The 20,398-nt window shown below is 71.8% G+C and carries 24 protein-coding genes; 14 read left to right on the forward strand and 10 right to left on the reverse strand.

From position 1 onward, the window contains the following. Positions 1 to 993: 993 nt before the first annotated feature. Positions 994 to 1,623: a helix-turn-helix transcriptional regulator gene (locus ACFZDK_RS41965; protein ID WP_390980808.1), complete on the forward strand. Its 630-nt coding sequence runs from the start codon at positions 994 to 996 to the stop codon at positions 1,621 to 1,623. A 58-nt stretch (positions 1,624 to 1,681) separates the two neighbouring features. On the opposite strand, the gene ACFZDK_RS41970 is transcribed toward ACFZDK_RS41965, so the two are convergent. Both ACFZDK_RS41970 and ACFZDK_RS41975 read right to left on the reverse strand, forming a co-directional pair. After that, positions 1,682 to 2,110: an SRPBCC family protein gene (locus ACFZDK_RS41970; RefSeq protein WP_390980810.1), complete on the reverse strand. Its 429-nt coding sequence runs from the start codon at positions 2,108 to 2,110 to the stop codon at positions 1,682 to 1,684. 125 nt (positions 2,111 to 2,235) lie between these two features. After that, positions 2,236 to 2,430: a hypothetical protein gene (locus ACFZDK_RS41975; protein WP_390980812.1), complete on the reverse strand. Its 195-nt coding sequence runs from the start codon at positions 2,428 to 2,430 to the stop codon at positions 2,236 to 2,238. Positions 2,431 to 2,629: 199 nt separating this feature from the next. Here ACFZDK_RS41975 and ACFZDK_RS41980 point away from each other — a divergent pair, with 199 nt between their 5' ends. Further along, positions 2,630 to 3,205 (forward strand): Clp protease N-terminal domain-containing protein, encoded by a 576-nt coding sequence (locus ACFZDK_RS41980; RefSeq protein ID WP_390980814.1) that lies wholly within the window; start codon positions 2,630 to 2,632, stop codon positions 3,203 to 3,205. A 46-nt stretch (positions 3,206 to 3,251) separates the two neighbouring features. Then, positions 3,252 to 4,226 (forward strand): EamA family transporter, encoded by a 975-nt coding sequence (locus ACFZDK_RS41985; RefSeq protein WP_390980816.1) that lies wholly within the window; start codon positions 3,252 to 3,254, stop codon positions 4,224 to 4,226. A gap of 42 nt (positions 4,227 to 4,268) precedes the next feature. Here ACFZDK_RS41985 and ACFZDK_RS41990 read toward each other — a convergent pair whose 3' ends face one another. Then, the gene (locus ACFZDK_RS41990) at positions 4,269 to 4,961 is read right to left on the reverse strand and encodes a pyridoxamine 5'-phosphate oxidase family protein (protein ID WP_390980818.1); all 693 of its coding nucleotides are present in this window, start codon (positions 4,959 to 4,961) and stop codon (positions 4,269 to 4,271) included. A gap of 36 nt (positions 4,962 to 4,997) precedes the next feature. On the opposite strand from ACFZDK_RS41990, the gene ACFZDK_RS41995 reads away from it, so the two are divergent. Next, a complete protein-coding gene (locus tag ACFZDK_RS41995) occupies positions 4,998 to 6,329 on the forward strand; it encodes an aminotransferase class I/II-fold pyridoxal phosphate-dependent enzyme (protein WP_390980820.1) in 1,332 nt (443 codons plus the stop codon). On the opposite strand, the gene ACFZDK_RS42000 is transcribed toward ACFZDK_RS41995, so the two are convergent. Then, positions 6,326 to 7,276, reverse strand: coding sequence for an EamA family transporter (locus ACFZDK_RS42000; RefSeq protein ID WP_390980822.1), 951 nt, complete (start codon positions 7,274 to 7,276; stop codon positions 6,326 to 6,328). The genes ACFZDK_RS41995 and ACFZDK_RS42000 overlap by 4 nt on opposite strands. Before the next feature lie 74 nt (positions 7,277 to 7,350). Between ACFZDK_RS42000 and ACFZDK_RS42005 the strand changes: the two genes are divergently transcribed. After that, positions 7,351 to 8,253 carry a LysR substrate-binding domain-containing protein gene (locus tag ACFZDK_RS42005; RefSeq protein ID WP_390980824.1) on the forward strand — a complete coding sequence of 301 codons (903 nt, stop codon included), beginning with the start codon at positions 7,351 to 7,353 and terminating at the stop codon, positions 8,251 to 8,253. Between the two features lie 6 nt (positions 8,254 to 8,259). Here the strand turns inward: ACFZDK_RS42005 and ACFZDK_RS42010 are convergent, their stop codons facing one another. Next, the gene (locus tag ACFZDK_RS42010; protein WP_355714488.1) at positions 8,260 to 8,727 is read right to left on the reverse strand and encodes a pyridoxamine 5'-phosphate oxidase family protein; all 468 of its coding nucleotides are present in this window, start codon (positions 8,725 to 8,727) and stop codon (positions 8,260 to 8,262) included. An 85-nt stretch (positions 8,728 to 8,812) separates the two neighbouring features. Here ACFZDK_RS42010 and ACFZDK_RS42015 point away from each other — a divergent pair, with 85 nt between their 5' ends. Then, entirely contained in the window at positions 8,813 to 9,460 is a 648-nt protein-coding gene (locus ACFZDK_RS42015; protein WP_390980827.1) for an isochorismatase family protein, read from the forward strand. Between the two features lie 3 nt (positions 9,461 to 9,463). On the opposite strand, the gene ACFZDK_RS42020 is transcribed toward ACFZDK_RS42015, so the two are convergent. Both ACFZDK_RS42020 and ACFZDK_RS42025 read right to left on the reverse strand, forming a co-directional pair. After that, positions 9,464 to 9,961 carry a Rieske 2Fe-2S domain-containing protein gene (locus ACFZDK_RS42020; RefSeq protein ID WP_390980829.1) on the reverse strand — a complete coding sequence of 166 codons (498 nt, stop codon included), beginning with the start codon at positions 9,959 to 9,961 and terminating at the stop codon, positions 9,464 to 9,466. Positions 9,962 to 10,159: 198 nt separating this feature from the next. After that, positions 10,160 to 10,351 carry a hypothetical protein gene (locus ACFZDK_RS42025; RefSeq protein WP_390980831.1) on the reverse strand — a complete coding sequence of 64 codons (192 nt, stop codon included), beginning with the start codon at positions 10,349 to 10,351 and terminating at the stop codon, positions 10,160 to 10,162. 102 nt (positions 10,352 to 10,453) lie between these two features. Here ACFZDK_RS42025 and ACFZDK_RS42030 point away from each other — a divergent pair, with 102 nt between their 5' ends. From ACFZDK_RS42030 to ACFZDK_RS42060, 7 genes are all read left to right on the forward strand, one after another. Then, positions 10,454 to 11,218, forward strand: coding sequence for a HipA family kinase (locus ACFZDK_RS42030; protein WP_390980833.1), 765 nt, complete (start codon positions 10,454 to 10,456; stop codon positions 11,216 to 11,218). Next, complete coding sequence (locus ACFZDK_RS42035; RefSeq protein ID WP_390980835.1) at positions 11,215 to 11,664, forward strand: DUF3037 domain-containing protein; 450 nt, start codon at positions 11,215 to 11,217, stop codon at positions 11,662 to 11,664. The genes ACFZDK_RS42030 and ACFZDK_RS42035 overlap by 4 nt, the downstream gene beginning before the upstream one ends. Before the next feature lie 150 nt (positions 11,665 to 11,814). Then, on the forward strand, positions 11,815 to 12,576 hold the full coding sequence (fabG, locus tag ACFZDK_RS42040) for a 3-oxoacyl-ACP reductase FabG (protein WP_359216777.1): 762 nt from the start codon (positions 11,815 to 11,817) through the stop codon (positions 12,574 to 12,576). A gap of 41 nt (positions 12,577 to 12,617) precedes the next feature. Continuing rightward, positions 12,618 to 13,379 (forward strand): glucose 1-dehydrogenase, encoded by a 762-nt coding sequence (locus ACFZDK_RS42045; protein WP_390980838.1) that lies wholly within the window; start codon positions 12,618 to 12,620, stop codon positions 13,377 to 13,379. 231 nt (positions 13,380 to 13,610) lie between these two features. Beyond that, a complete protein-coding gene (locus tag ACFZDK_RS42050; protein ID WP_390980840.1) occupies positions 13,611 to 15,188 on the forward strand; it encodes an ABC transporter substrate-binding protein in 1,578 nt (525 codons plus the stop codon). 93 nt (positions 15,189 to 15,281) lie between these two features. Next, positions 15,282 to 15,968, forward strand: a complete 687-nt coding sequence (ung, locus tag ACFZDK_RS42055; protein WP_390981057.1) for a uracil-DNA glycosylase — start codon at positions 15,282 to 15,284, stop codon at positions 15,966 to 15,968. Positions 15,969 to 16,183: 215 nt separating this feature from the next. Beyond that, positions 16,184 to 16,708 carry a hypothetical protein gene (locus ACFZDK_RS42060; protein ID WP_390980842.1) on the forward strand — a complete coding sequence of 175 codons (525 nt, stop codon included), beginning with the start codon at positions 16,184 to 16,186 and terminating at the stop codon, positions 16,706 to 16,708. Between the two features lie 40 nt (positions 16,709 to 16,748). On the opposite strand, the gene ACFZDK_RS42065 is transcribed toward ACFZDK_RS42060, so the two are convergent. Together ACFZDK_RS42065 and ACFZDK_RS42070 are read right to left on the reverse strand one after the other, a co-directional pair. Further along, the gene (locus ACFZDK_RS42065; protein ID WP_390980844.1) at positions 16,749 to 17,219 is read right to left on the reverse strand and encodes a hypothetical protein; all 471 of its coding nucleotides are present in this window, start codon (positions 17,217 to 17,219) and stop codon (positions 16,749 to 16,751) included. Between the two features lie 112 nt (positions 17,220 to 17,331). After that, positions 17,332 to 17,844: a DinB family protein gene (locus ACFZDK_RS42070; RefSeq protein ID WP_390980846.1), complete on the reverse strand. Its 513-nt coding sequence runs from the start codon at positions 17,842 to 17,844 to the stop codon at positions 17,332 to 17,334. A gap of 98 nt (positions 17,845 to 17,942) precedes the next feature. Between ACFZDK_RS42070 and ACFZDK_RS42075 the strand changes: the two genes are divergently transcribed. Continuing rightward, positions 17,943 to 18,854, forward strand: a complete 912-nt coding sequence (locus tag ACFZDK_RS42075) for a Gfo/Idh/MocA family oxidoreductase (protein ID WP_390980848.1) — start codon at positions 17,943 to 17,945, stop codon at positions 18,852 to 18,854. Here ACFZDK_RS42075 and lnt read toward each other — a convergent pair. Next, on the reverse strand, positions 18,772 to 20,346 hold the full coding sequence (gene lnt / locus ACFZDK_RS42080; protein ID WP_390980850.1) for an apolipoprotein N-acyltransferase: 1,575 nt from the start codon (positions 20,344 to 20,346) through the stop codon (positions 18,772 to 18,774). The two genes, ACFZDK_RS42075 and lnt, sit on opposite strands and share 83 nt — an antisense overlap. Positions 20,347 to 20,398: the final 52 nt, after the last annotated feature.

Genomic DNA, 20,398 nt, shown 5'->3' on the forward strand with positions numbered 1-20,398 from the left:
GAACATCGCCACCAGGCGAAAAGCATGCTCGAAACGCTGCAGTGTCAGGATCTCCCACTGGACCCGCAGCCAGCTCCCGACCGCGACCTGCCGTCACTGCCAGGAACCACTCCTTCCCAGAGCCGACGGCCGGCCCCGCGAGTGGTGCTCGTTCGACTGCAGAACCAAGGAACGGCGCGGCCAGCGGAACCCGGTCGACGCCGCGATCCCGTCCCAGGGAGCGGAAGTCGAGCTCGATCCGGCTGGACTGGAGACCTCTGGCCCCTTCGGCACGACAGCCTGTCGGGGTTGCAGGCGGTACTACCGGCCCCTCAGGCCCAACCCCTGGTGCTCTCGCGACTGCCTGGGGCACGAGGTGCTGAAACGCGCTGAACTGCAGGAATGCGGGGGCTGCGGGGCCTCGATGGCCCACCTCAAGCAGCGAACTGCCCGCATCTGGTGCTCGATCTCATGTCGCCAGAGAGCCATCAACTGGAAAGCGGAATTTCGGGCCCGAGCCCAGTTGATGATTAGCGTCTGCGAAGGTCGGCCAGAGCCGCGCCCGCCGACCTGTCGGGGCTGCCACCGCAGCTACCAGCCCCTCAGACCCAACCCTTGGTGCTCGTATCAGTGCTTTGACCAGGAAGCCCTCGCTCGATCCGACCAGCAGGAATGCGCAGCCTGCGGCACCTCCATGGCCCAACGCAAGCCGGTTACGGGTCGCAAGTGGTGCTCGGGCGCCTGTCGGCAGAGGGCGATCCGCTGGCGAGCGGAGCTCCGCGACCGCACAACGCGAGTCACTATCGGTCCAACTTCACTGTCACAAACCATGCAGTGACCCATCTTCGGTGACACAGATGGCCGTCGGTCCAACTTCGGTGACAAACGGGCCACCTCCACTGTCACAGATCATCCGGGCTCTTCCGAGGGGCTTGCCATCCGAATGCTTCCGATATATCGTTGAGGCATCGCGAACGATACGCGACAGATCAACGATGGAATGGAGTGGTTGTCATGCGTTCCCACGGATTCGAGCGTGGACATGGCCAGGACCGCCCGCACGGCCGGGGCGGCTTCGGAGGACGTGACGGTCGCCGTGCGGCGTTCGGGCCCTTCGGCCCGGGCGGGCCCGGTTTCGGTCCCGGCGGACCCGGCTTCGGACCGGGGTCCTGGGGGCCGCGAGGGCGCGGCGGTCCCAGGGGAAGGGCGCGGCGCGGTGATGTACGGGCCTCGATCCTGGCCCTGCTGAAGGACCGTCCGATGCACGGTTACGAGATGATCCAGGAGATCGCCGAGCGCAGCGGCGGCGCGTGGAAGCCGAGCCCCGGCTCGGTCTACCCCACCCTGCAGCTGCTGGAGGACGAGGGCCTGATCACCAGCGAGAGCGAGGGCGGCAAGAAGCTGTTCTCCCTCACCGACAGCGGCCGCACGGCCGCCGACGAAGGCCCGGACGCCCCTTGGGAAGAGGCTTCCCGCGGTGTCGACTTCGAGGCGCTGAACGAGATCCGCCAGGCCGGCTTCGGTCTGATGGAGGCCTTCGGCCAGGTCTGGAAGACCGGCAGCAAGGAGCAGCGCGAGAAGGCGCTGGCCGTCATCAACGAGGCCCGCAAGAAGCTGTACCTCATCCTCGCCGACGAGGACTGACCAGCGCACAGGGCGCCCCTCGGATCACTCCGGGGGGCGCTTTTCCATGCGTGGGGGCTCAGGCCACCAGCCCGCCCAGCTTGCGCAGCGACTCGTTGAGGGCCGCTGTCGCCGAGTCCTTGAGCTTGCCCGCCATCAGCGACACGGCCGCGCCCGTGAACTCGCCGTCGATCCGCACCCCGGTCGCGTCCCCTTCGGGAGTCAGGGTGTAGCGCGTCGCGACGGTCACCGCCATCGGTCCCTTGCCGCGGATCGCCAGTACCCGGGCCGGCTCCAGCTCCTCGATGGTCCACTCGACCTCGGCCGGGAACCCCATCAGTTTCATGTTCTCCTGGAAGGTCCCGCCCACTGCCAGCGTCTCGGGGCCGCCCTTGGGGAAACTGGTGTGGGTCGCGTTCCACTCGCCGTACGCCGACCAGTCGGTGAGCTGTGCCCACACCTTCTCGGCCGGTGCCTGGATGCGTGACTCCGCGCTGACTTCGGCCATCGGGCCACCCCTTCGTGTCGGGCTACGGTGTCGCGGAACGTAGCCCCGGGGCCTCGAACATTCAATACTGATGAACCGTCAGGAAATGTGTGCGTCCGGCCCCGATCCGTGCCGGGTCCGGCTTCTCAGCCCACGCGCCGTATCTCCGCCGCGTCGAACAGGTCCCACGCGCGCGGGAACGCGCTCTCGTCATGGCAGTGCCACGCCTCCCAGAACAGGTCCGCGAGCAGCGCGTCCTCCGGGGCGTACACCCGGTACACGTACTGTCTGCCGTCGACCGCCGGCAGGGCGACCAGCCGGCAACCGCACCCGCTCTCCACATCGGTGAGGGACGTACGACCGGTGCGCGGCGGTTGCGCGAGGGGCGCACGGCAAGGCGGCGCGCGCCCCAGGTGGCACCTCGGCCTGATCTCATCCGTAAGGAGGAGATTTGGGCCGTCGCCGTCCACTCTGCGTGGGACGCGAAAATGCTTCCCTCCGCCGATGACTCAGGCCGCGGGGGTTGATGAGGTGGGGGATGTGCAACCCCGTATTCCCCGCCAGCCCGCCCAGGACCACGGCAGTATCCACGCGGACGACGATGCCGGGCTCGGTGCCGAGCTGGCAGCGGTGGTGGCCGGTGCCCGCCGCAGGGCCGTGCGGGACGGGGACCGTCAGGTCGACACCGCCCATCTGCTGCACTCGCTCATCGAGTACGACCCCGAGGTCCGGGACGTCATCGGCGACGCCCCGCAACTCGCCCGTCTTCTTGGCTACCTCGTGCAGCGCAGCATCGGCTACGGGCTGCGCTGGCAGAGCGGGGTCGAGGACTCCGGCGCGCTGCCGGCCGTCCCGCACGCCGCGGGCAGGGCCGACGGCGCCTGGTCGCCGGTGGCCGCGGCCGCCCTGGAGTACGCCCGCTGCCGCGCCCGGCACCGCGGCGACGGCCCCGCGGACGGCATCGACCTGCTGGCGGGACTCGTCGTCGACCCGGAGTCGCGTGCCGTGGAGGTGCTGGAGCGGGCCGGTGTGGCCGCCCGTGCCCTGGCCGTAAGGATCGACGGGGACGGCGAAATCCGGGACGCCGGGGCGGAGCGCCGCACGTCCAGCCGCTGAGACAGGTGCCATTGGGGGTGACGCTCATGTCGCCCCCTGCCATCATGTGCCGGTGCACACCACTGACAGCAGCCATGGCAAAGGCCTCGGGCTCTCCCTCGCCCTCGGATCGGCGCTCGCCTTCGGGGGCTCCGGCGTCGCCGCCAAACCCCTCATCGAGGCCGGACTCACGCCGCTGCAGGTGGTGTGGTTGCGGGTGGCGGGCGCCGCACTGGTGATGCTGCCGCTGGCCGTCCGTCACCGGGACCTGCCGCGCCGCCGGCCCGCGCTGCTCGCCGGGTTCGGGCTGCTCGCCGTCGCGGGCGTCCAGGCCTGCTACTTCGCCGCGATATCCCGCATACCGGTGGGGGTGGCGCTGCTCGTGGAGTACCTCGCTCCGGCGCTGGTGCTCGGCTGGGTCCGCTTCGTGCAGCGACGGCCGGTCACCCGCGCGGCCGCGCTCGGGGTGGTCCTCGCGGCCGGCGGCCTCGCGTGTGTCGTGGAGGTGTGGTCGGGGCTGCGTTTCGACACGCTGGGACTGCTGTTGGCGCTGGGGGCGGCGTGCTGCCAGGTGGGGTACTTCGTGCTGTCGGACCACGGCGGTGGCGAGGGGGCCGATCCCCTGGGGGTGATCGCGTACGGGCTGCTGGTCGGGGCGGGGCTGCTGACCGTGGTGGCCCGGCCGTGGGAGCTGGACTGGTCGGTGCTGGGCGGCTCGGCGCGGATGAACGGGACGACGGTGCCGGCGGTGGCGCTGCTGGGGTGGATCGTGCTGGTCGCGACGGTCGTCGCCTACATCACCGGGGTGGTGTCGGTGCGGCGGCTGTCTCCGCAGGTGGCGGGGGTCGTGGCCTGTCTGGAGGCGGTGGTGGCCACCGTGCTGGCCTGGGTGCTGCTGGGGGAGCACCTGTCGGCGCCGCAGGTGGTGGGCGGGGCGGTGGTGCTGGTCGGGGCGTTCATCGCGCAGTCGTCGGCGCCCGCCAAGGGCTCTGCCGAGCCCTTGGCGCGGAGTGAGGGTGTCGTACGGGAGCCGGCTGTCTGAGCGGTGTCGGCTGTCGGTCCGTTGTCCTTGCCGTGACTCCGGTCAGGCGCCGTTCTTCAGGTACGACGGGACCGCGATGTCCGCCGCCACGTCGTCGTTCGTGATCGGGGCGTCGTAGCCCTTCCGCAGCGGGACCACGCCCGCCCAGTAGGGGAGGTCCATGTCCTCGGGCTCGTCGTTGGCGCCGCCGGTGCGGGTCTTGGCGGAGACCTCGTTCAGGTCCAGGCGGATCACCGCGGTCGCGGCCAGCTCCTTCTTGTCGGCCGGGCGGGAGTCGGCGGAGCGGCCCGGCACCACGTGGTCGACCAGGGCGTCCAGCGCGAGGCGCTTCTCCTCGGGGTCGGTGACCTGGTGGGCGACGCCGTGCACCACGACCGAGCGGTAGTTGATCGAGTGGTGGAAGGCCGAGCGGGCCAGCACCAGGCCGTCGACATGGGTGACCGTCACGCACACCGGGAGCCCCGGGTCGGTCTGCCCGGTCATCCGCAGCGGCCGCGAGCCCGTCGAGCCGTGCACGTACAGCACCTCGCCGACCCGGGCGAACAGCGTCGGCAGCACCACCGGCGCGCCGTCGCGGACGAAGCCGAGGTGGCAGACGTAGGCCTCGTCGAGGATCGAGTGCACCGCTTCCCTGTCGTACGACGCCCGTTCGGCGGAGCGGGTGGGGACGGTGCGGTCGGTCTTGGGGTAGGCGGCGGGCTGGGCCGGGACGGTGCCCTGGACGGCGGTCTCCATGTGACATCTCCATTGCACTAGTGCATAATATGCTTTGTGCTAGGAGAATATCGGATCGAAGGGCGTGGCGCAGCAGAGATTGCGGCCAGCGTCGAGCGCGCGGTGGGTTCCGGAGAGCTGGAGCCGGGGCAACTGCTTCCGCCCATGCGGGAGTTGGCGACCCGGCTCGGGGTGAATCCCAATACGGTCGCGGCCGCCTACCGCACCCTGCGCGAGCGCGGGGTGATCGAGACCGCCGGCCGGCGGGGCAGTCGTATCCGCCCCAAACCGGCCACCACCGGGCGGGACCAGAGCCGGATCGACGTCCCCGCCGGGGTGCGCGACCTGTCCTCCGGCAATCCCGACCCCGCCCTGCTCCCGTCCCTCGCACCGGCCCTCGCGGCCGTGGCGGCCGAGGGGGACCGGGCGCCGGTCCTCTACGGCGCCGACCCCGTCGAGCCCGAGCTGGAGCGGATCTCGCGTGCCGAGTTCACCGCCGACGGCGTGCCCGAGGGGCCGTTCACCGTCACCTCCGGCTCCCTGGACGCCGTCGAACGCGTGCTGCTGGCGCACCTCAAGCCCGGCGACCCGGTGGCCGTCGAGGACCCCGGCTGGGGCCGCACCCTCGATCTCATCCCGGCGCTGGGGCTGCGCACCGTCCCGGTGGCCGTCGACGACGAGGGGCCGCGCCCCGACGGTCTGCGCCGGGCGCTGGAGTCCGGGGCGCGCGCCCTCATCGTCACGGCCCGGGCGCACAACCCCACGGGTGCCGCGGTGAGCGCCGCACGCGCGCGTGCGCTCCGTGCCGTCCTGCGCGAGCACCCGCACACCGTGCTGATCGAGGACGACCACGGCCACGGCATCGTCGACCTCCCCCTGCACCCCCTGGTGGGCGGCACCCACCACTGGGCCTTCGTCCGCTCGGTCGCCAAGGCCTACGGACCCGACCTGCGGCTGGCCGCCCTGACCGGTGACGAGACCACGGTCGACCGGGTCAGCGGCCGGCAGCGTCTGGGGCCTGGCTGGGTGAGCCGTCTGCTGCAGCGCACCGTGGTGCGGCTCTGGACGGACGGCGCGGTGGACGGGCCTGCGGTGGCGGCGGCCTACCGGGACCGCCGCGACCTCCTGATCGGCGCGCTGGCGGACCACGGTGTCGAGGCCCACGGCCGCAGCGGCATGAACGTCTGGGTGCCGGTCCCGGACGAGACGAGCGTGGTGTCCCGTCTGCTGCACGAGGGGTGGGCGGTGGCCCCCGGCGCGCGCTACCGGCTGGCGACCCCGCCGGGCATCCGCATCACGGTCTCGACGCTGACGCCCGAGGAGACCGGTCCGCTGGCGGACGCGGTGGCGGCGGCGGTGGTCCCGGCGCGGGGGCGGGTCCAGGCCTAGGCGCGGCCGTTCTTCCGGGGCCGCACCTGGGTGAGCGCGGCCCCGGCCAGCACCACGACCGCGCCCACCGGCGTGCTCCAGCGCAGCGACTCGCCCAGCACTGCGACCCCCGCCGCCGTGGCGATGACCGGAATGAAGTAGGTGACCATCTGCGCGGTGGTCGGTCCCACCTCCGCCACCAGGCCGTACTGGATCAGCACCGCGAGTCCCGTGCCCAGCGCACCGAGTGCGGCGATCGCCAGCAGCGGCACCCAGGACACCTGCCCGGGGAACGAGGTGAACAATGGTGTGACGACGGCCAGTTGCAGCGTCGCCAGCAGCAACTGCGCCCCGGTCATGGAGAGATGCGACTCGCCCGTGCCCGCCAGCGTCCGCCGGACGTAGATCCAGCCGATCGGATAGCTGAGCGACGCCAGCAGCGCCATCACCGTCCCGGTGGCGTCGAGGCCGTGGAACCCCTCCCAGGCCCCCAGCACCGTCAGCACCCCGAGAAAGCCCAGACCGAGCCCGGCGAAGCGGACCCGGGTCGGCCGGTCCTCCGACAGGGCGACCAGGGACAGCGCCATTCCCCACAGCGGCGAGGTCGCGTTGCAGATCCCGGCCAGCGTGGACGGGATGGTCAGCTCCGCGTAGGCGAAGAGGGAGAACGGCAGCGCGTTGAGCAGGAACGCGGCGACCGCCAGCCGGCCCCAGGTGCGGGCCCCGCGCGGCAGCCGCTCCCGCTGCACCGCCATCGCCGCCGCCAGTACCGCCGTACCGAACACCAGCCTGCCCAGGGTGACCTGGAACGGCGCGTACCCCTGGGTCCCGACCTTGATCAACAGGAAGCTGAAGCCCCAGATCAGTGACAGGGCGCCGAAGCGGAGGCGCCAGTCGAGGCGCGGGCGGGAACGGTCGGTGCCGAGGGCCGGCCGACCGGTGGTGGTGGCAGTGGTGACGGTGCTCATGCCCTCCACCCTGGGGGAGCCGACGTCGTAGCACAATCGAGATTTCCCACCCGGTATCTCGTAGAATCACTTACATGTTGAACATGGAGCGCCTGCGTACCCTCGACGCCCTCGCCCGGCACGGCTCGGTCAGCGGGGCCGCCGAGGCCCTGCATGTCACGACGTCGGCGGTCTCCCAGCAGATGGGCAAGCTGGAACGCGAGGTGGACCAGCAGCTCCTGGCCAAGAACGGGCGCGGGGTGCGGCTCACCGACGCGGGCCGGCTGCTCGCCGAGCACGCGGCCCGGATCCTCTCCCAGGTGGAGCTGGCCCAGTCCGACCTGGAGGCGCACCGGGGTCAGGTCGTCGGCGAACTCAGACTCTCCGCGTTCCCGACGGCCGCCCGCGGCCTGTTCCCGACCGCGCTGGCCGACCTGCGGGGCCGGCACCCGGCGCTGCGCGTCCGCTCCACCGAGCTGGAACCGGAGCGGGGCATCGCCGGAGTCGTCCGCGGTGACCTCGATCTCGCGGTCGTCCTCGACTGGTACAACAAGCCGATGCCGCTGCCCGACGGACTGGTCAAGGCGCCCCTCCTGGACGACCCCGCCGAGGTGGCGCTGCCGGTCGGGCACCGGCTCGCCGACCGGGACGAGGTGGACCTGGGTGAGTTCGCCGACGACGAGTGGATCACCTGGGGCGAGGGCGAGTTCTGCCACGAATGGCTGATGTTCACCCTGCGCTCGCGCGGGATCGAGCCGATCGTCGGGCACCGCGCGGCCGAGACGCACACCCAGCTCAACCTGGTCGCCGCCGGCCTCGGGGTCTGCATCGCCCCGCTGCTGGGCCGTCACCCGGTGCCCGGGGGCGTGGTCATGGTGCCCCTGAAGCAGCGGGTGCGCCGCCATGTGTACGTCGTCTGGCGGGCCGACGCCGACCGCCGCCCCTCGATCCGGGCGGCGGCGCAGGCCCTGCGGGGCGCGGCCGAGACGATCGCCTGAACCTGCCTACGCCCCGCCCAGCTTGCGGAAGTCCCAGGACGCGGTCTTCGTCGGGGTCAGCCGGGCCCAGGCGTGCCGGCCGTCGTGCGGCATCTCGTCCAGGCCGAAGTTCTTGCGGGCGAACAGCGTCTCCACGTAGTCGAGTTCGGCGACCAGTTCGCCGGTGCGCGGGACCTCGCCCACGAACTCGACGGACCCGCGCAGCTCGACCCCGCGCAGACTGTCGTACTCCTCACCGGAGTCGACCACGACCGCCACCCGCGGATCGCGGGTCAGGTCCTTCCAGCGCTGGCTGCGCACCACCGAGTACAGCCACAGCGACGTGCCGTCCCACGCGAACCACAGGGCGCTCACGTGCGGCGCGCCGGACGCCGAGACGGTCGCGACCCGGCAGGTGCGCTGTGTGGTGAGGAACTCGTCCAGCTCACCGGGCGTCATCATGATCTTCCGGCCCCGGCGCTGAGTGACGGTCATGCGGCCCCCCTCTTCTTCTCTTCTTCCGTTCCCGCGCGATGGCGGTTAGTGTCGCCCGCCCCGCACCAAGGCGGAAGGGGGCGCCATGCCGTCGTCGTACGAACGGCTCGCGGAGCTCGTCGATCCCGCGAGCACCGTCCTGCTCACCGTCGAGTGCCAGCAGGGTGTGCTGGGCCCGGACAGCGCACTGCCCGAACTCGCCCACGAGGCACGGGCGTCGGGGGCTCTCAACAACATCGCCCGGCTGGTCGCCGCCGCGCACGACACCGGTGTCCAGGTGATCCACGCGATCGCCGAACGCCGTCCCGACGGCCGCGGCGCGAACCACAACGCCCGGCTCTTCCGCGCCGCCGAACGGCTGCCCGTCCAGCAGCTGTCCGGCACCGCGGCGGTGCGTGTGGCGCCCCCCATCGAGGTCTCGGAGGAGGACCTCGTCGTACGACGGCTGCACGGTCTGTCGCCCATCCAGGGCACCGACGTCGACCCGCTGCTGCGCAACCTCGGCTGCCGCACCCTGGTCGTCACCGGTGTCTCGGCGAACGTGGCGATCCCCAATGCCGTGTTCGACGCGGTGAACCGGGGCTACACGGCTGTCGTCCCGGCCGACGCCATCGCGGGAGTGCCCTCCGAGTACACCCCCGCGATGGTCCGCAACACCCTCGCGTTGGTCGCCACGGTCGCGACCACGGACGAGGTGCTCGGCTGCCTCAAGCGCCCGCGCCGACGGACCTGAGCGTCAGGCCAGCGTGATCTGGTCGCCGGAGACGGTGATGTTCGCGGCCGTCAGACCCGTGGTGGCGGGGCCCTTCTTCACGCTGCCGTCCTCGATGGAGAACTGGCTGCCGTGACACGGGCAGACGATCGCGCCGTTGGCCACGCTGGTCACCGGGCAGCCGGCGTGCGGGCACTTCGTCGCGAACGCCTTGTAGGTGCCCGCCGTCGGCTGGGTCACCACCACGGCCTGGTCCTTGTAGATCGTGCCGCCGCCCTCGGGGATGTCCGTGGTCTTGGCGAGCGCGGTACCGCCGGCCGCGGCGGTGGAGCCGCCCGAGCCGTTGCTGTCCTGGGTGGTGGAGCCGGCGCCGGTGTCGGCCGCGCCGTTCGTGGTGCTCGACGAGTCGTCGTCCGACGACCCGCAGGCGGTCAGCGCGGCGGCGAGCCCCGCCGCTCCGGCCGCCGCCATGACGGTACGGCGGGCCGGTCCGGTTGAGGGGTTGAGCGATGCGCTGGTCATGAGGGGTTCCCTTCCGCGGAGCTTCTCGTTGATCCGTCCAGGGGTACGGCCTACGGGCACCACCTGTTCAGACGGCATCCAGATAGTCATCACCCCGACATGAGGCTTCGATGAACCGGCGCTGTCGGTTCCCTGTCGGTGCCGCCGGCCGGGAACCTGGTTCAGGCCATGGCGTTCCGGATCGCTCCGCGCGGTCGGTCAGCCGGCCGCGGGGAAGCGGTCGATGTCGTCCTCCACCCAGGTGCGCAGGTGGGCCAGGGGGCGGCAGGCGTCCTCGCCGAGCAGGTCGAGCATGTCCCGGCAGGGGCAGCCGTTCGGGCAGGCCGCCGTGGGCGTGCCGGTGCCGTGACCCGGCCGGGTCGGGTTCTGAACGGGGGCGTCCCCCGCCACCGGGGCACACCGCGCCGCCGATCACCCTTCGTTACTATGCTTCTCGCCCACCTCCGGACCGGTCGTGGAGCGCACGGTGCACGAGACGGGTGGCCTGGGAACATGCTGAAAGCGGTCACCGCGACCCGCTACATCACACCCCTGCGGGAGGGCGGTTCGCTGCCGGGGCTCGTCGAGGCCGACGACTTCGGGACGTACGTCCTGAAGTTCACCGGCGCCGGGCAGGGGCGCAAGACGCTGGTCGCCGAGGTCGTCTGCGGCGAACTCGCCCGCCGGCTCGGGTTCCGGATGCCCCGGCTGGTCACCGTCGCACTCGACCCGGTGCTGGGGCTCGGCGAACCCGAGCAGCAGGTGCAGGACCTGCTGCGGGGCAGCGGCGGCACCAACCTCGGCATGGACTTCCTCTCCGGCGCCCTCGGCTTCGACCCGCTCGCGTTCTCCGTGGGCCCCGAGGAGGCCGGCCGGATCGTCTGGTTCGACGCGCTGATCAACAACGTCGACCGCTCCTGGCGCAACCCCAACCTGCTGGTGCACCGCGGCGAGCTGTGGCTCATCGACCACGGCGCCACCATGATCTGGCAGCACAACTGGCCGTCGGCACAGACCTCCGCCGCCCGGCCGTACGACGCCTCGGACCACGCCCTCGCCCGGTTCGCCCCCGATGTCCGGGCGGCCGCCGCCGAGTTGGCGCCCCGGGTCACCGAGGAGCTGCTCGCCGAGGTCACCGCCGAGATCCCGGACGTCTGGCTGGCCGGCGAGCCCGGCTTCGACACGCCCGACGACCTCCGGCGCGCCTACGCCCGGCCGCTGCTGGCCCGGGCCGCCGGCATCCACGAGCGCATCACCGGCATCGAGGGGACCCCGTGAGCGAGACCCATATCCACATGGCCGGGCATGTGACCGAGCGCCACATCACCCGGGCCGGCCAGGGCGGCGACCGGGACGTCTTCGAGTACGCCCTGCTGCGGGTCGTACCCCGCGTGGAGCGCGGCGAGTGCATCAACGCCGGCGTGATCGTGTACTGCCGGGCCAAGGCCTACGTCGGTGCCCGCACCCATCTGGACGAGGCCCGGCTGCTGGCCCTGGACCCGGACGCGGACGTCGCCGGGGTGCGGGCCGCGCTCGGGGCCGTCGAGGGCGTCTGCGCGGGCGGGGCGGCGGCGGGACCCGCGGCCGGGGACGACCCGGGCAGACGCTTCCGCTGGCTCGTCGCGCCCCGCTCCACCGTCGTACAGCCCGGGCCGGTGCACACCGGGCTGACCCGCGATCCGGCCGCCGAGACGGCACGGTTGCTGGACCTCCTGGTGAGGTAATGGATCACACCCGCGCGGTGTGACGTTGACACCGCGTGCCAGGGCTTCTAGCGTCACGTCTACTGAAGGTACTAAGCGGTCGCTCACCGCGGAGGGGCTCCGCGAGCGGGCTCTCTCGATCAGTTCTCTCAAGGGCGAGGAGACACAGGAATGTCCACCACTGAGCAGCGGGTAGCCGTCGTCACCGGTGCGGCGCGCGGTATCGGCGCCGCCACCGCCGTACGCCTGGCCGCCGAGGGCCGCGCGGTCGCCGTCGTCGACCTCGACGAGGCCGCCTGCAAGGACACCGTCGAGAAGATCACCGCGGCCGGCGGCAAGGCGATCGCGGTCGGCGCCGACGTCTCCGACGAGGCCCAGGTCGCGGCCGCGATCGCACGGGTCGTCGAGGAGCTCGGGGCCCCGACGATCCTCGTGAACAACGCCGGTGTGCTCCGCGACAACCTGCTGTTCAAGATGTCCGCGTCGGACTGGGACACGGTCCTGAACGTGCACCTGCGCGGCTCGTTCCTGATGACCAAGGCCGTCCAGCAGCACATGGTCGAGGCCGGCTGGGGACGCGTGGTCAACCTGTCCTCCTCCTCGGCGCTCGGCAACCGCGGCCAGGCCAACTACTCCGCCGCCAAGGCCGGTCTGCAGGGCTTCACCAAGACCCTCGCCATCGAGCTCGGCAAGTTCGGCATCACCGCCAACGCCGTGGCCCCCGGCTTCATCGCCACCGAGATGACCAAGGCCACCGCCGAGCGGGTCAAGATGGGCTTCGAGGAGTTCAAGGCCGCCGCCGCCACCCAGATCCCCGTGCAGCGCGTCGGCGAGCCCGAGGACATCGCCAACGCCATCGCCTTCTTCACGAACGAGGCGGCCGGCTTCGTCTCCGGCCAGGTCCTGTACGTGGCCGGCGGGCCGCTGGACTAGCGGGCAGCAGAGACCCATCGGGACTATCGAGGATCACACACATGACTGAACTGCCCGAGCTGTCCGGCAAGGTCGCCGTCGTCACCGGCGCCAGCCGTGGCATCGGCTACGGCGTCGCCGAGGCGCTGATCGCCCGCGGCGACCGGGTCGCCATCACCGGCCGCAACGAGGAGGCCCTCAAGGAGGCCGTCGAGAGCCTCGGTTCCGAGCGGGTCATCGGCATCGCGGGCAAGGCGCACGACCTCGCCCACCAGGCCGAGGTCGTCGAACGCACCATGGAGGCCTTCGGCCGCGTCGACTACCTGGTCAACAACGCCGGCACCAACCCGGTGTTCGGCCCGATCGCCGACGTCGACCTGGACGTGGCCCGCAAGGTGTTCGAGACCAACGTGATCTCGGCCCTCGGCTTCGCCCAGAAGACCTGGCACGCCTGGCAGAAGGAGCACGGCGGCGCCATCGTCAACATCGCCTCCGTCGCCGGGCTCTCCGCCGCGCCGTTCATCGGCGCGTACGGCATCAGCAAGGCCGCGATGATCAACCTGACCCAGCAGCTGGCGCACGAGTACGCGCCCGGCGTCCGGGTCAACGCGATCGCCCCGGCCGTCGTCAAGACCAAGTTCGCCGAGGCCCTGTACGAGGGCCGGGAGGCGGAGGCCGCCGCGGGCTACCCGCTCAAGCGGCTCGGCGTCCCCTCCGACATCGGCGGCGCCGCGGCCTTCCTGACCTCGGAGCAGTCCGACTGGATCACCGGCCAGACGCTCGTCGTCGACGGCGGCATCTTCCTCAACGCCGGCGTCGCCTGACGGCACCACAGGTCGTCCGACCCGCCTCCGGGCGTCGTTTTCGTCACAGACATTCCGTCCCAGGAGAGACGAAACGGCGCCCGGACGGCTGTCCCCGATCCGCACCGTCAAATGACAACGTCGTCATAGCACATTCGATCAACGCCCGTGTTTCCGGGGTGGTTCAAGGCGCGCAACGCTGCGGTATGGTCTGCCGCCGACCCCTGGTGCGGCGGATCGAGGAGTGTGCGCGTGTTCAACCGGAACCGAAGCCTGCGAAGAGCGGCTGCGGTCGCGTCGATATCCCTGGTGGCCGGCTGCGGCGTGTTCTCCGGCAGCAGTACGACTGACAGCGGGCCGATCGTCGTGGGGACCACCAGCGCTCCCAGCACCCTGGACCCCGCCGGCTCCTGGGACGGCTCCTGGGAGCTGTTCCGGAACATCTACCAGACCCTGCTCGCCTACCCCAACGGCGCCACCACCCCCCAGCCCGACGCGGCCTCGAAGTGCGCCTTCACGGACTCCGGCAACCGCACCTACCGCTGCGAACTGCGCTCCGGCATGAAGTTCGCCGACGGCGACACCCTCGACGCCACGGCCGTCAAGTACTCCATCGACCGGATCCGGAGCATCAACGCGCCCAGCGGCCCGGCCGGACTGCTCGGCAGCCTCGACCGGGTGCAGGCGCTCGGCGACCGCGAGGTGGTCTTCCACCTCAAGAAGGCCGACGCCACCTTCCCGTTCGTGCTCGCCACCCCGGCCATGTCGATCGTCGACCCTGACGACTACCCGGCCCACTCGCTGCGCAAGGACTCCTCCGTGCACGGCTCCGGGCCGTACACGCTCAAGTCCTACGACGAGGGCAAGGAGGCCGAGCTCGTCCGCAACGACAACTACCAGGGCTTCGCCGACCGGCAGAACGGCGCGGTGACCATCCGCTACTTCCAGGACTCGGCCACCATGGTCAAGGCCCTGCGGTCCGGGGACATCGACGTCACCTACCGCGGCCTCGCCGCCTCCGACATCGTCGCCCTGCAGGCGCAGCGGAAGACGGACCTGCAACTGATCGACGGCACCGGCACCGACATCAGCTACCTGGTGTTCAACCCCAAGGACCCGTGGGCCAAGCTGCCGGCCGTGCGCAAGGCCGTCGCCCAGCTCGTCGACCGCTCCGCGATCGCCCACACCGTATACAAGGGAACCGTCGACCCGCTCTACTCCATGGTCCCGGCGGGCCTCACCGGACACACCACCGGCTTCTTCGACGACTACGGCGACCGCAGCACCTCCAAGGCCCGCAAGATGCTCGCCGACGCCGGCATCACCCAGCGGGTCCCGCTCACCTTCTGGTACACCACCGACCGGTACGGCTCCGAGACCGCCAAGATGTTCCAGCTGCTCAAGCAACAGCTGGACGACTCCGGGCTGTTCACCATCACCCTCAAGAGCCGACCCTGGAAGACCTACGTCGTCGGCTACCAGAAGGGCGAGTACCCGGTGTTCGGGCGCGGCTGGTTCCCCGACTTCCCCGACGCCGACAACTTCATCGCCCCGTTCGTCGGCGAGCAGAACGCCCTCGGCACGCCCTACCCGTCGCCCGTGATCACCGGCAGGCTGCTGCCCGAGTCGCGCACCGAGAGCGACCGCGGCGAGGTCGTCAAGGACTTCCAGGAAGCCCAGCAGATCCTCGTCAACGACGCCCGGCTGATCCCGATCTGGCAGGGGCGGCAGTACGTCGCGGCCAGCGACGACGTCTCCGGCGGCGAACAGGCGCTCGACCCGTCGACGATCATGATGATGTGGGAGCTGCACCGCAAGACCAGCTGGTGAACCGGCGGTCCGGCACCCGTTGTCAGTGGTCGCCTGTAGGTTCTTCGTCATCGGCAGGAACCGCAAGTGACCGCAATTCGTGAGGACGTTGACGTGACCGACATCGCCATGCTGCCCGAGTCCTGGCGCGGGGTTCTGGGTGACGAGCTGCAGCAGCCCTACTTCAAGGAGCTGACCGAGTTCGTCGAGGAGGAGCGGGCGAACGGCCCCGTCTACCCGCCCCGCGAGGAGGTCTTCGCCGCGCTCGACGCCACCCCGTACGACCGGGTCAAGGTCCTGATCCTCGGCCAGGACCCGTACCACGGCGAGGGCCAGGGCCACGGCCTGTGCTTCTCCGTCCAGCCCGGCGTGAAGATCCCGCCCTCGCTGCGGAACATCTACAAGGAGATGAAGGAGGAGCTGGGCTGGGAGGCGACGCCGGACAACGGCTACCTGATGCCGTGGGCCCGGCAGGGCGTGCTCCTGCTCAACGCGGTCCTCACGGTCCGCGCCGGTGAGGCCAACTCGCACAAGAACAAGGGCTGGGAGAAGTTCACGGACGCGGTGATCCGCGCGGTGGCCGAGCGCCCCGACCCGGTGGTCTTCGTCCTGTGGGGCGGCTACGCGCAGAAGAAGCTCCGCCTCATCGACGAGACCCGGCACGTCGTCGTCCAGGGCGCCCACCCGTCCCCGCTCTCCGCCAAGAAGTTCTTCGGCTCCCACCCCTTCACCCAGATCAACGAGGCGGTCGCGGCCCAGGGCCACGACCCGATCGACTGGCGCATCCCCAACCTCGGCTGAGCGACGACAGAGGGCGCCTCGAAGCCGACCTGGGGGCAACCCCCTAGGGGCGCGGGGCTCTGTCGATGTGCGGCTCCGCCGCGTGGGCGCGACCAGCCCCCACCGGCCCGCGGCCGCCCACCGGCCCGCCGCGAGACGGCGCCGCCTGACCATAAAAACAGGCGGCTCCACCTAACGTCGGCAACACACAACCGGCCTACAGCCCGGAGGGCCCCGTGGCGGAGCGACAGGAGCGCACGGCACCCGACGCCGTGCTCACGCGAATCGGCCAGGTGGTGATGCTGCACCACGCCGGGGACCGCGAGGAGGCCCGTCGCCGCCTCCTCGACCTGTGGGCGGAGATCGGCGAGCACGGCGCCCCCCTGCACCGCTGCACCCTGGCCCACTACCTGGCCGACACCCAGGACGACCCGGGCGACGAACTCGCCTGGGACCTGAGGGCGTTGTCGGCGGCGGACGAGGCCACGGACGAGACGACGGACGGGACGGAGGGAGCCGCGGGGCTGCGGGGCTTCTACCCCTCCCTGCACCTCAACCTCGCCGCCGACTACGTCAAGCTCGGCCGCACCGAGGCCGCCCGCACCCACCTGCGCCGGGCCCGCGGCGCGTCCGACGCCCTCGGCGAGGACGGCTACGGCGACGGGGTCCGGGCCGCCATCAGCAGACTGGCGCTGCGGCTGGGGGAGGACGACGCACCGGGCGGCGACTCCTGGGGCCCGCCACGGCAGCGCCCGAACTAGCGCCCGAACTGGCGGGCTCACCAGGGCCTCAGCAGCGGCTTCAGTGCCCGTACGTCTGCTCGCAGATCCGCGCCTGAGGACTGTCCGCGCGCCAGCCGCCGTACTGCTTGCCGAGGGCGCAGACGTCCGGCGCCTTCGGTACGGAGCCGGTGACGTCGGGGAGGTCGGTGCGCGGAGTGTGCGTGCGGTGCGGCTGGGGGTGCGGGGTGGCGGCGCGTGCGGCCGGCGGCCGGTGGTGGGCCGGGGGAGGGGGCGGTGCGGGAGGGTGCGGCGGGGTGGCCGAGGGGCGCGCCGGGGGCCGGGACGGGCCGACCATCTCCAGGGCCTCCTTGACCGGCGCCTGGACCACCTTCGGCTCGGCGCTGCCGTCCGGACGAGGCACCGACGGCAGTGAGGGCGCCGTCCCCGGCGGCGGGCCCGGCGCCGCCGGACGCTGGACCGTCACACAGCCGGAGAGGGCCGAGACGGCCACGGTGGCCAGGAGCGCTGCGGTGGTGGTCGTTCGATGCACCCGCGCAACTCTGCTGGCTCGGCGCGGGCGTTGACACCGCCGACGGGAGTTTGGTGCCCCGCACGGGTGATCTCGCGCCCCGTACGGGGGGCGGGTGGGTGCGAGGCTGACGTCACTCGCCCGTCGCGCCGTCGATCCGCTCCCGGATCAGGTCGGCGTGGCCGTTGTGCCGGGCGTACTCCTCGATCATGTGCGTGTGGATCCAGCGCAGGCTGATCTGCTCTCCGGTGCGGCGATGGCGGCCCTTGGAGAGATCGTCCAGGCCGAAGCCGGCCGCGGCGCTCCGGGCGGCCTCGATCTCGGCCTGCCACACCGCGTACGCCTCCTGCCAGGTGTCCGCCTCGGTGAGGTGGAACTCGCCGTCCGGATCCTCGTCGCTCCAGTAGAGCGGCGGCGCCGCCTCGTCGCCGAGCACCCTGCGGTACCAGGACCGCTCCACGTCGGCCATGTGCCGCACCAGCCCCATCAGGGACAGCGGGGACGGCGCCACGGAGGCGGTCCTGAGCTGGGCGTCGGTCAGACCCTCGCACTTCACCGCGAGGGTCTGCCGGTGGAACTCCAACCAGCCCTCCAGCATGGTGCGTTCGTCGGCGTCGACGGCGGGCGCGTGGCGTTCGGTCGTCATGCCCCGCATCCTCGCTCAGTCCGCTCGGGGCCACCACGGATTTTCGGCGCCGTATGCTTCGGGACAGGCACGCGTGGACAACCGCTAGGGGAGCGCCAGTGAAGGTCGGCTGCATCGGGCTCGGCGACATCGCGCAGAAGGCGTATCTGCCGGTCCTGGGCACGCGGCCGGGGCTGGAACTCCACCTCCAGACCCGCACCCCGGCCACCCTGGACCGGGTCGCCGACAGCCTCCACCTGCCCGCCGCCCATCGGCACCGGACCCTCGACGACCTGCTCGCCCAGGACCTCGACGCCGCCTTCGTGCACGCGCCCACGGGCGCCCACCCCGAGATCGTCACCCGGCTGCTGGAGGCCGGCGTACCGACGTACGTCGACAAGCCCCTCGCCTACCGGCTGGCCGACTCGGAGCGGCTCGTGACGCTCGCCGAGGCCCGGAACGTGTCGCTGGCCGTCGGCTTCAACCGGCGCCACGCCCCCGGTTACGTGCAGTGCGCCGACCATCCGCGCGAGCTGATCCTGATGCAGAAGAACCGCATCGGACTGCCCGAGGAACCCCGCACGATGATCCTCGACGACTTCATCCACGTCGTCGACACCCTGCGCTTCCTCGCCCCCGGCCCGGTCGACGACGTCACCGTCCGGGCCCGGGTCGCCGACGGCCTGCTGCACCACGTGGTGCTCCAGCTGTCCGGGGACGGCTTCACCGCGCTGGGCGTGATGAACCGGCTGAGCGGCTCGGCCGAGGAGATCCTGGAGGTCTCCGGGCAGGACACCAAGCGCCAGGTCGTCAACCTCTCCGAGGTGATCGACCACAAGGGGCAGCCGACGGTCCGGCGGCGCGGCGACTGGGTGCCGGTCGCCCGGCAGCGCGGCATCGAACAGGCCGTGCTCGCCTTCCTCGACGCCGTCCGCGCCGGCAAGGTGCTCAGCGCCCGGGACGCACTGGCGACCCATGAGCTGTGCGAGCAGGTGGTACGAGAGGTTGGCCGGCACCCCGGCGCAGCCTGACCGTCCGCAGTCCCTCCGACAGGCAGTAGACCGCCAGCACCAGCAGCGCGCCGTCCACGGGCCAGTCGCCGTACCGCACGAACGGGGTGACACCGCGGGCGATCGGCACCGTGTAGACCTGTGCCGTGCTCGCGTCCGTGCCGAGCCACGGGCCCACCCGTTCCCCGCCCGGGCCGTACACGGCGGAGACTCCGGTCAGGGTGGCGTGCACCATCGTGCGGCCGGTCTCGGCGGCCCGCAGCGCGGCCAGCGAGGCGTGCTGCTCGGGGGCCCAGCTGTGCTGGAACGACGAGGTCGAGGACTGGCCTATCAGCACCTGAGCGCCGTCCTGGGCGAGGTGCCGGCTCATGTCGGGGAAGGCCGTCTCGAAGCAGACCAGCGGGCCGACCCGCAGCCCGTGGCCGACGTTCATCACCACCTGCTCGGTGCCGCGCCGCCGGTCCTCGCCGGCCGCCTTGCCGACCGAGGTGGCCCAGCCGAACAGTGAGCGGGCCGGTATGTACTCGCCGAACGGGACCAGCCGCATCTTGTCGTACCGCTCGCCGGTCGGGCCGTCCGGGCCCACCAGGATGGAGCTCTTGTAGATGCCGGGCCGGTCGGAGCGCCGGGCGTCGACGTTGACCAGGATGTCCGCGCCGGTCTCCCGGGAGAGGACCGCGATCCGCCGCGCGAGATCGGGCCGGTCCCCGAGGTCGTACCCGACGCTGCTCTCGCCCCACACGATCAGGTCCGGATGCTGTCCGGCCAGCTGCCTGGTCAGCTGCTCCTCCCGGTCGAACCGCCGGTCACCGCTGTCGCCGCCGTCGACGACACCGGGCTGTACGACGGCGATCCGGACGTGCCCGTCGACGTCCGGGCGCGGCGCCCACACCCAGGCGGCGGAGGTCGCGGCGGCCGTGGCCACCAGCGAGGCCACCGCCGGTACCCGTGCCTCGCGCACGGAGACGAGCACGGCGACCGCCACGTTGACGGCCACCACCAGGAAGCTCAGCAGCCACACCCCGCCGACGGAGGCCAGCCGCAGCGCCGGCGTCACCTGCCACTGGGTCGCGCCGAGCATGCCCCACGGACCGCCGAGCCCCTGCCAGGACCGCACCAGCTCCACCATCAGCCAGCCCGACGGCAGCACCAGCACCGCGACCGCGGCCCGGGCCGGCGACGGCACCCCGCCCAGCAGCCGGTGCGTCAGCCAGCCCCAGGGCGCCCAGAGCAGGCTCAGCAGCCCGGCTATCAGGAAGATGAAGACGTGCAGGCTCGGCAGCAGCCAGTGGTGCACCGCGACCATGAACCCGAACCCGCCGCACCAGCCGTCGTAGGCCGCCCGCCGCCCGGTCGGCGCCGAGCGGGCCAGCAGCAGCCACGGAACCAGCCCGACATACGCCAGCCACCACAGCGACGGCGCCGGGAAGGCCAGGACCGGCAGCGCGCCCGCCAGCGCCCCGGCGCAGGAACGCCGCCAGGGGGAGGTGAGCCAGCGCTCGACGGTCCTCATGCGTCGCCTCCTGCCTGCGGGTCCTTCCAGTGTGCGGGACCGGGCGGGATCT

This window comes from Streptomyces sp. NPDC007901, assembly GCF_042959465.1.
Taxonomy (GTDB): domain Bacteria; phylum Actinomycetota; class Actinomycetes; order Streptomycetales; family Streptomycetaceae; genus Streptomyces.

What these genes read in the sequence shown, in the direction of transcription:
- ACFZDK_RS42030 (WP_390980833.1), top strand. Translation starts at nt 10,454, where the DNA reads ATGCTGAAAGCGGTCACCGCGACCCGCTACATCACACCCCTGCGGGAG.
- ACFZDK_RS42015 (WP_390980827.1), top strand. Translation starts at nt 8,813, where the DNA reads ATGCCGTCGTCGTACGAACGGCTCGCGGAGCTCGTCGATCCCGCGAGC.
- fabG (WP_359216777.1), top strand. Translation starts at nt 11,815, where the DNA reads ATGTCCACCACTGAGCAGCGGGTAGCCGTCGTCACCGGTGCGGCGCGC.
- ACFZDK_RS42070 (WP_390980846.1), bottom strand. Translation starts at nt 17,844, where the DNA reads ATGACGACCGAACGCCACGCGCCCGCCGTCGACGCCGACGAACGCACC.
- ACFZDK_RS41970 (WP_390980810.1), bottom strand. Translation starts at nt 2,110, where the DNA reads ATGGCCGAAGTCAGCGCGGAGTCACGCATCCAGGCACCGGCCGAGAAG.
- ACFZDK_RS42000 (WP_390980822.1), bottom strand. Translation starts at nt 7,276, where the DNA reads ATGAGCACCGTCACCACTGCCACCACCACCGGTCGGCCGGCCCTCGGC.
- ACFZDK_RS42010 (WP_355714488.1), bottom strand. Translation starts at nt 8,727, where the DNA reads ATGACCGTCACTCAGCGCCGGGGCCGGAAGATCATGATGACGCCCGGT.
- ACFZDK_RS41990 (WP_390980818.1), bottom strand. Translation starts at nt 4,961, where the DNA reads ATGGAGACCGCCGTCCAGGGCACCGTCCCGGCCCAGCCCGCCGCCTAC.
- ACFZDK_RS42045 (WP_390980838.1), top strand. Translation starts at nt 12,618, where the DNA reads ATGACTGAACTGCCCGAGCTGTCCGGCAAGGTCGCCGTCGTCACCGGC.
- ACFZDK_RS41965 (WP_390980808.1), top strand. Translation starts at nt 994, where the DNA reads ATGCGTTCCCACGGATTCGAGCGTGGACATGGCCAGGACCGCCCGCAC.
- ACFZDK_RS42005 (WP_390980824.1), top strand. Translation starts at nt 7,351, where the DNA reads ATGTTGAACATGGAGCGCCTGCGTACCCTCGACGCCCTCGCCCGGCAC.
- ACFZDK_RS42020 (WP_390980829.1), bottom strand. Translation starts at nt 9,961, where the DNA reads ATGACCAGCGCATCGCTCAACCCCTCAACCGGACCGGCCCGCCGTACC.
- lnt (WP_390980850.1), bottom strand. Translation starts at nt 20,346, where the DNA reads ATGAGGACCGTCGAGCGCTGGCTCACCTCCCCCTGGCGGCGTTCCTGC.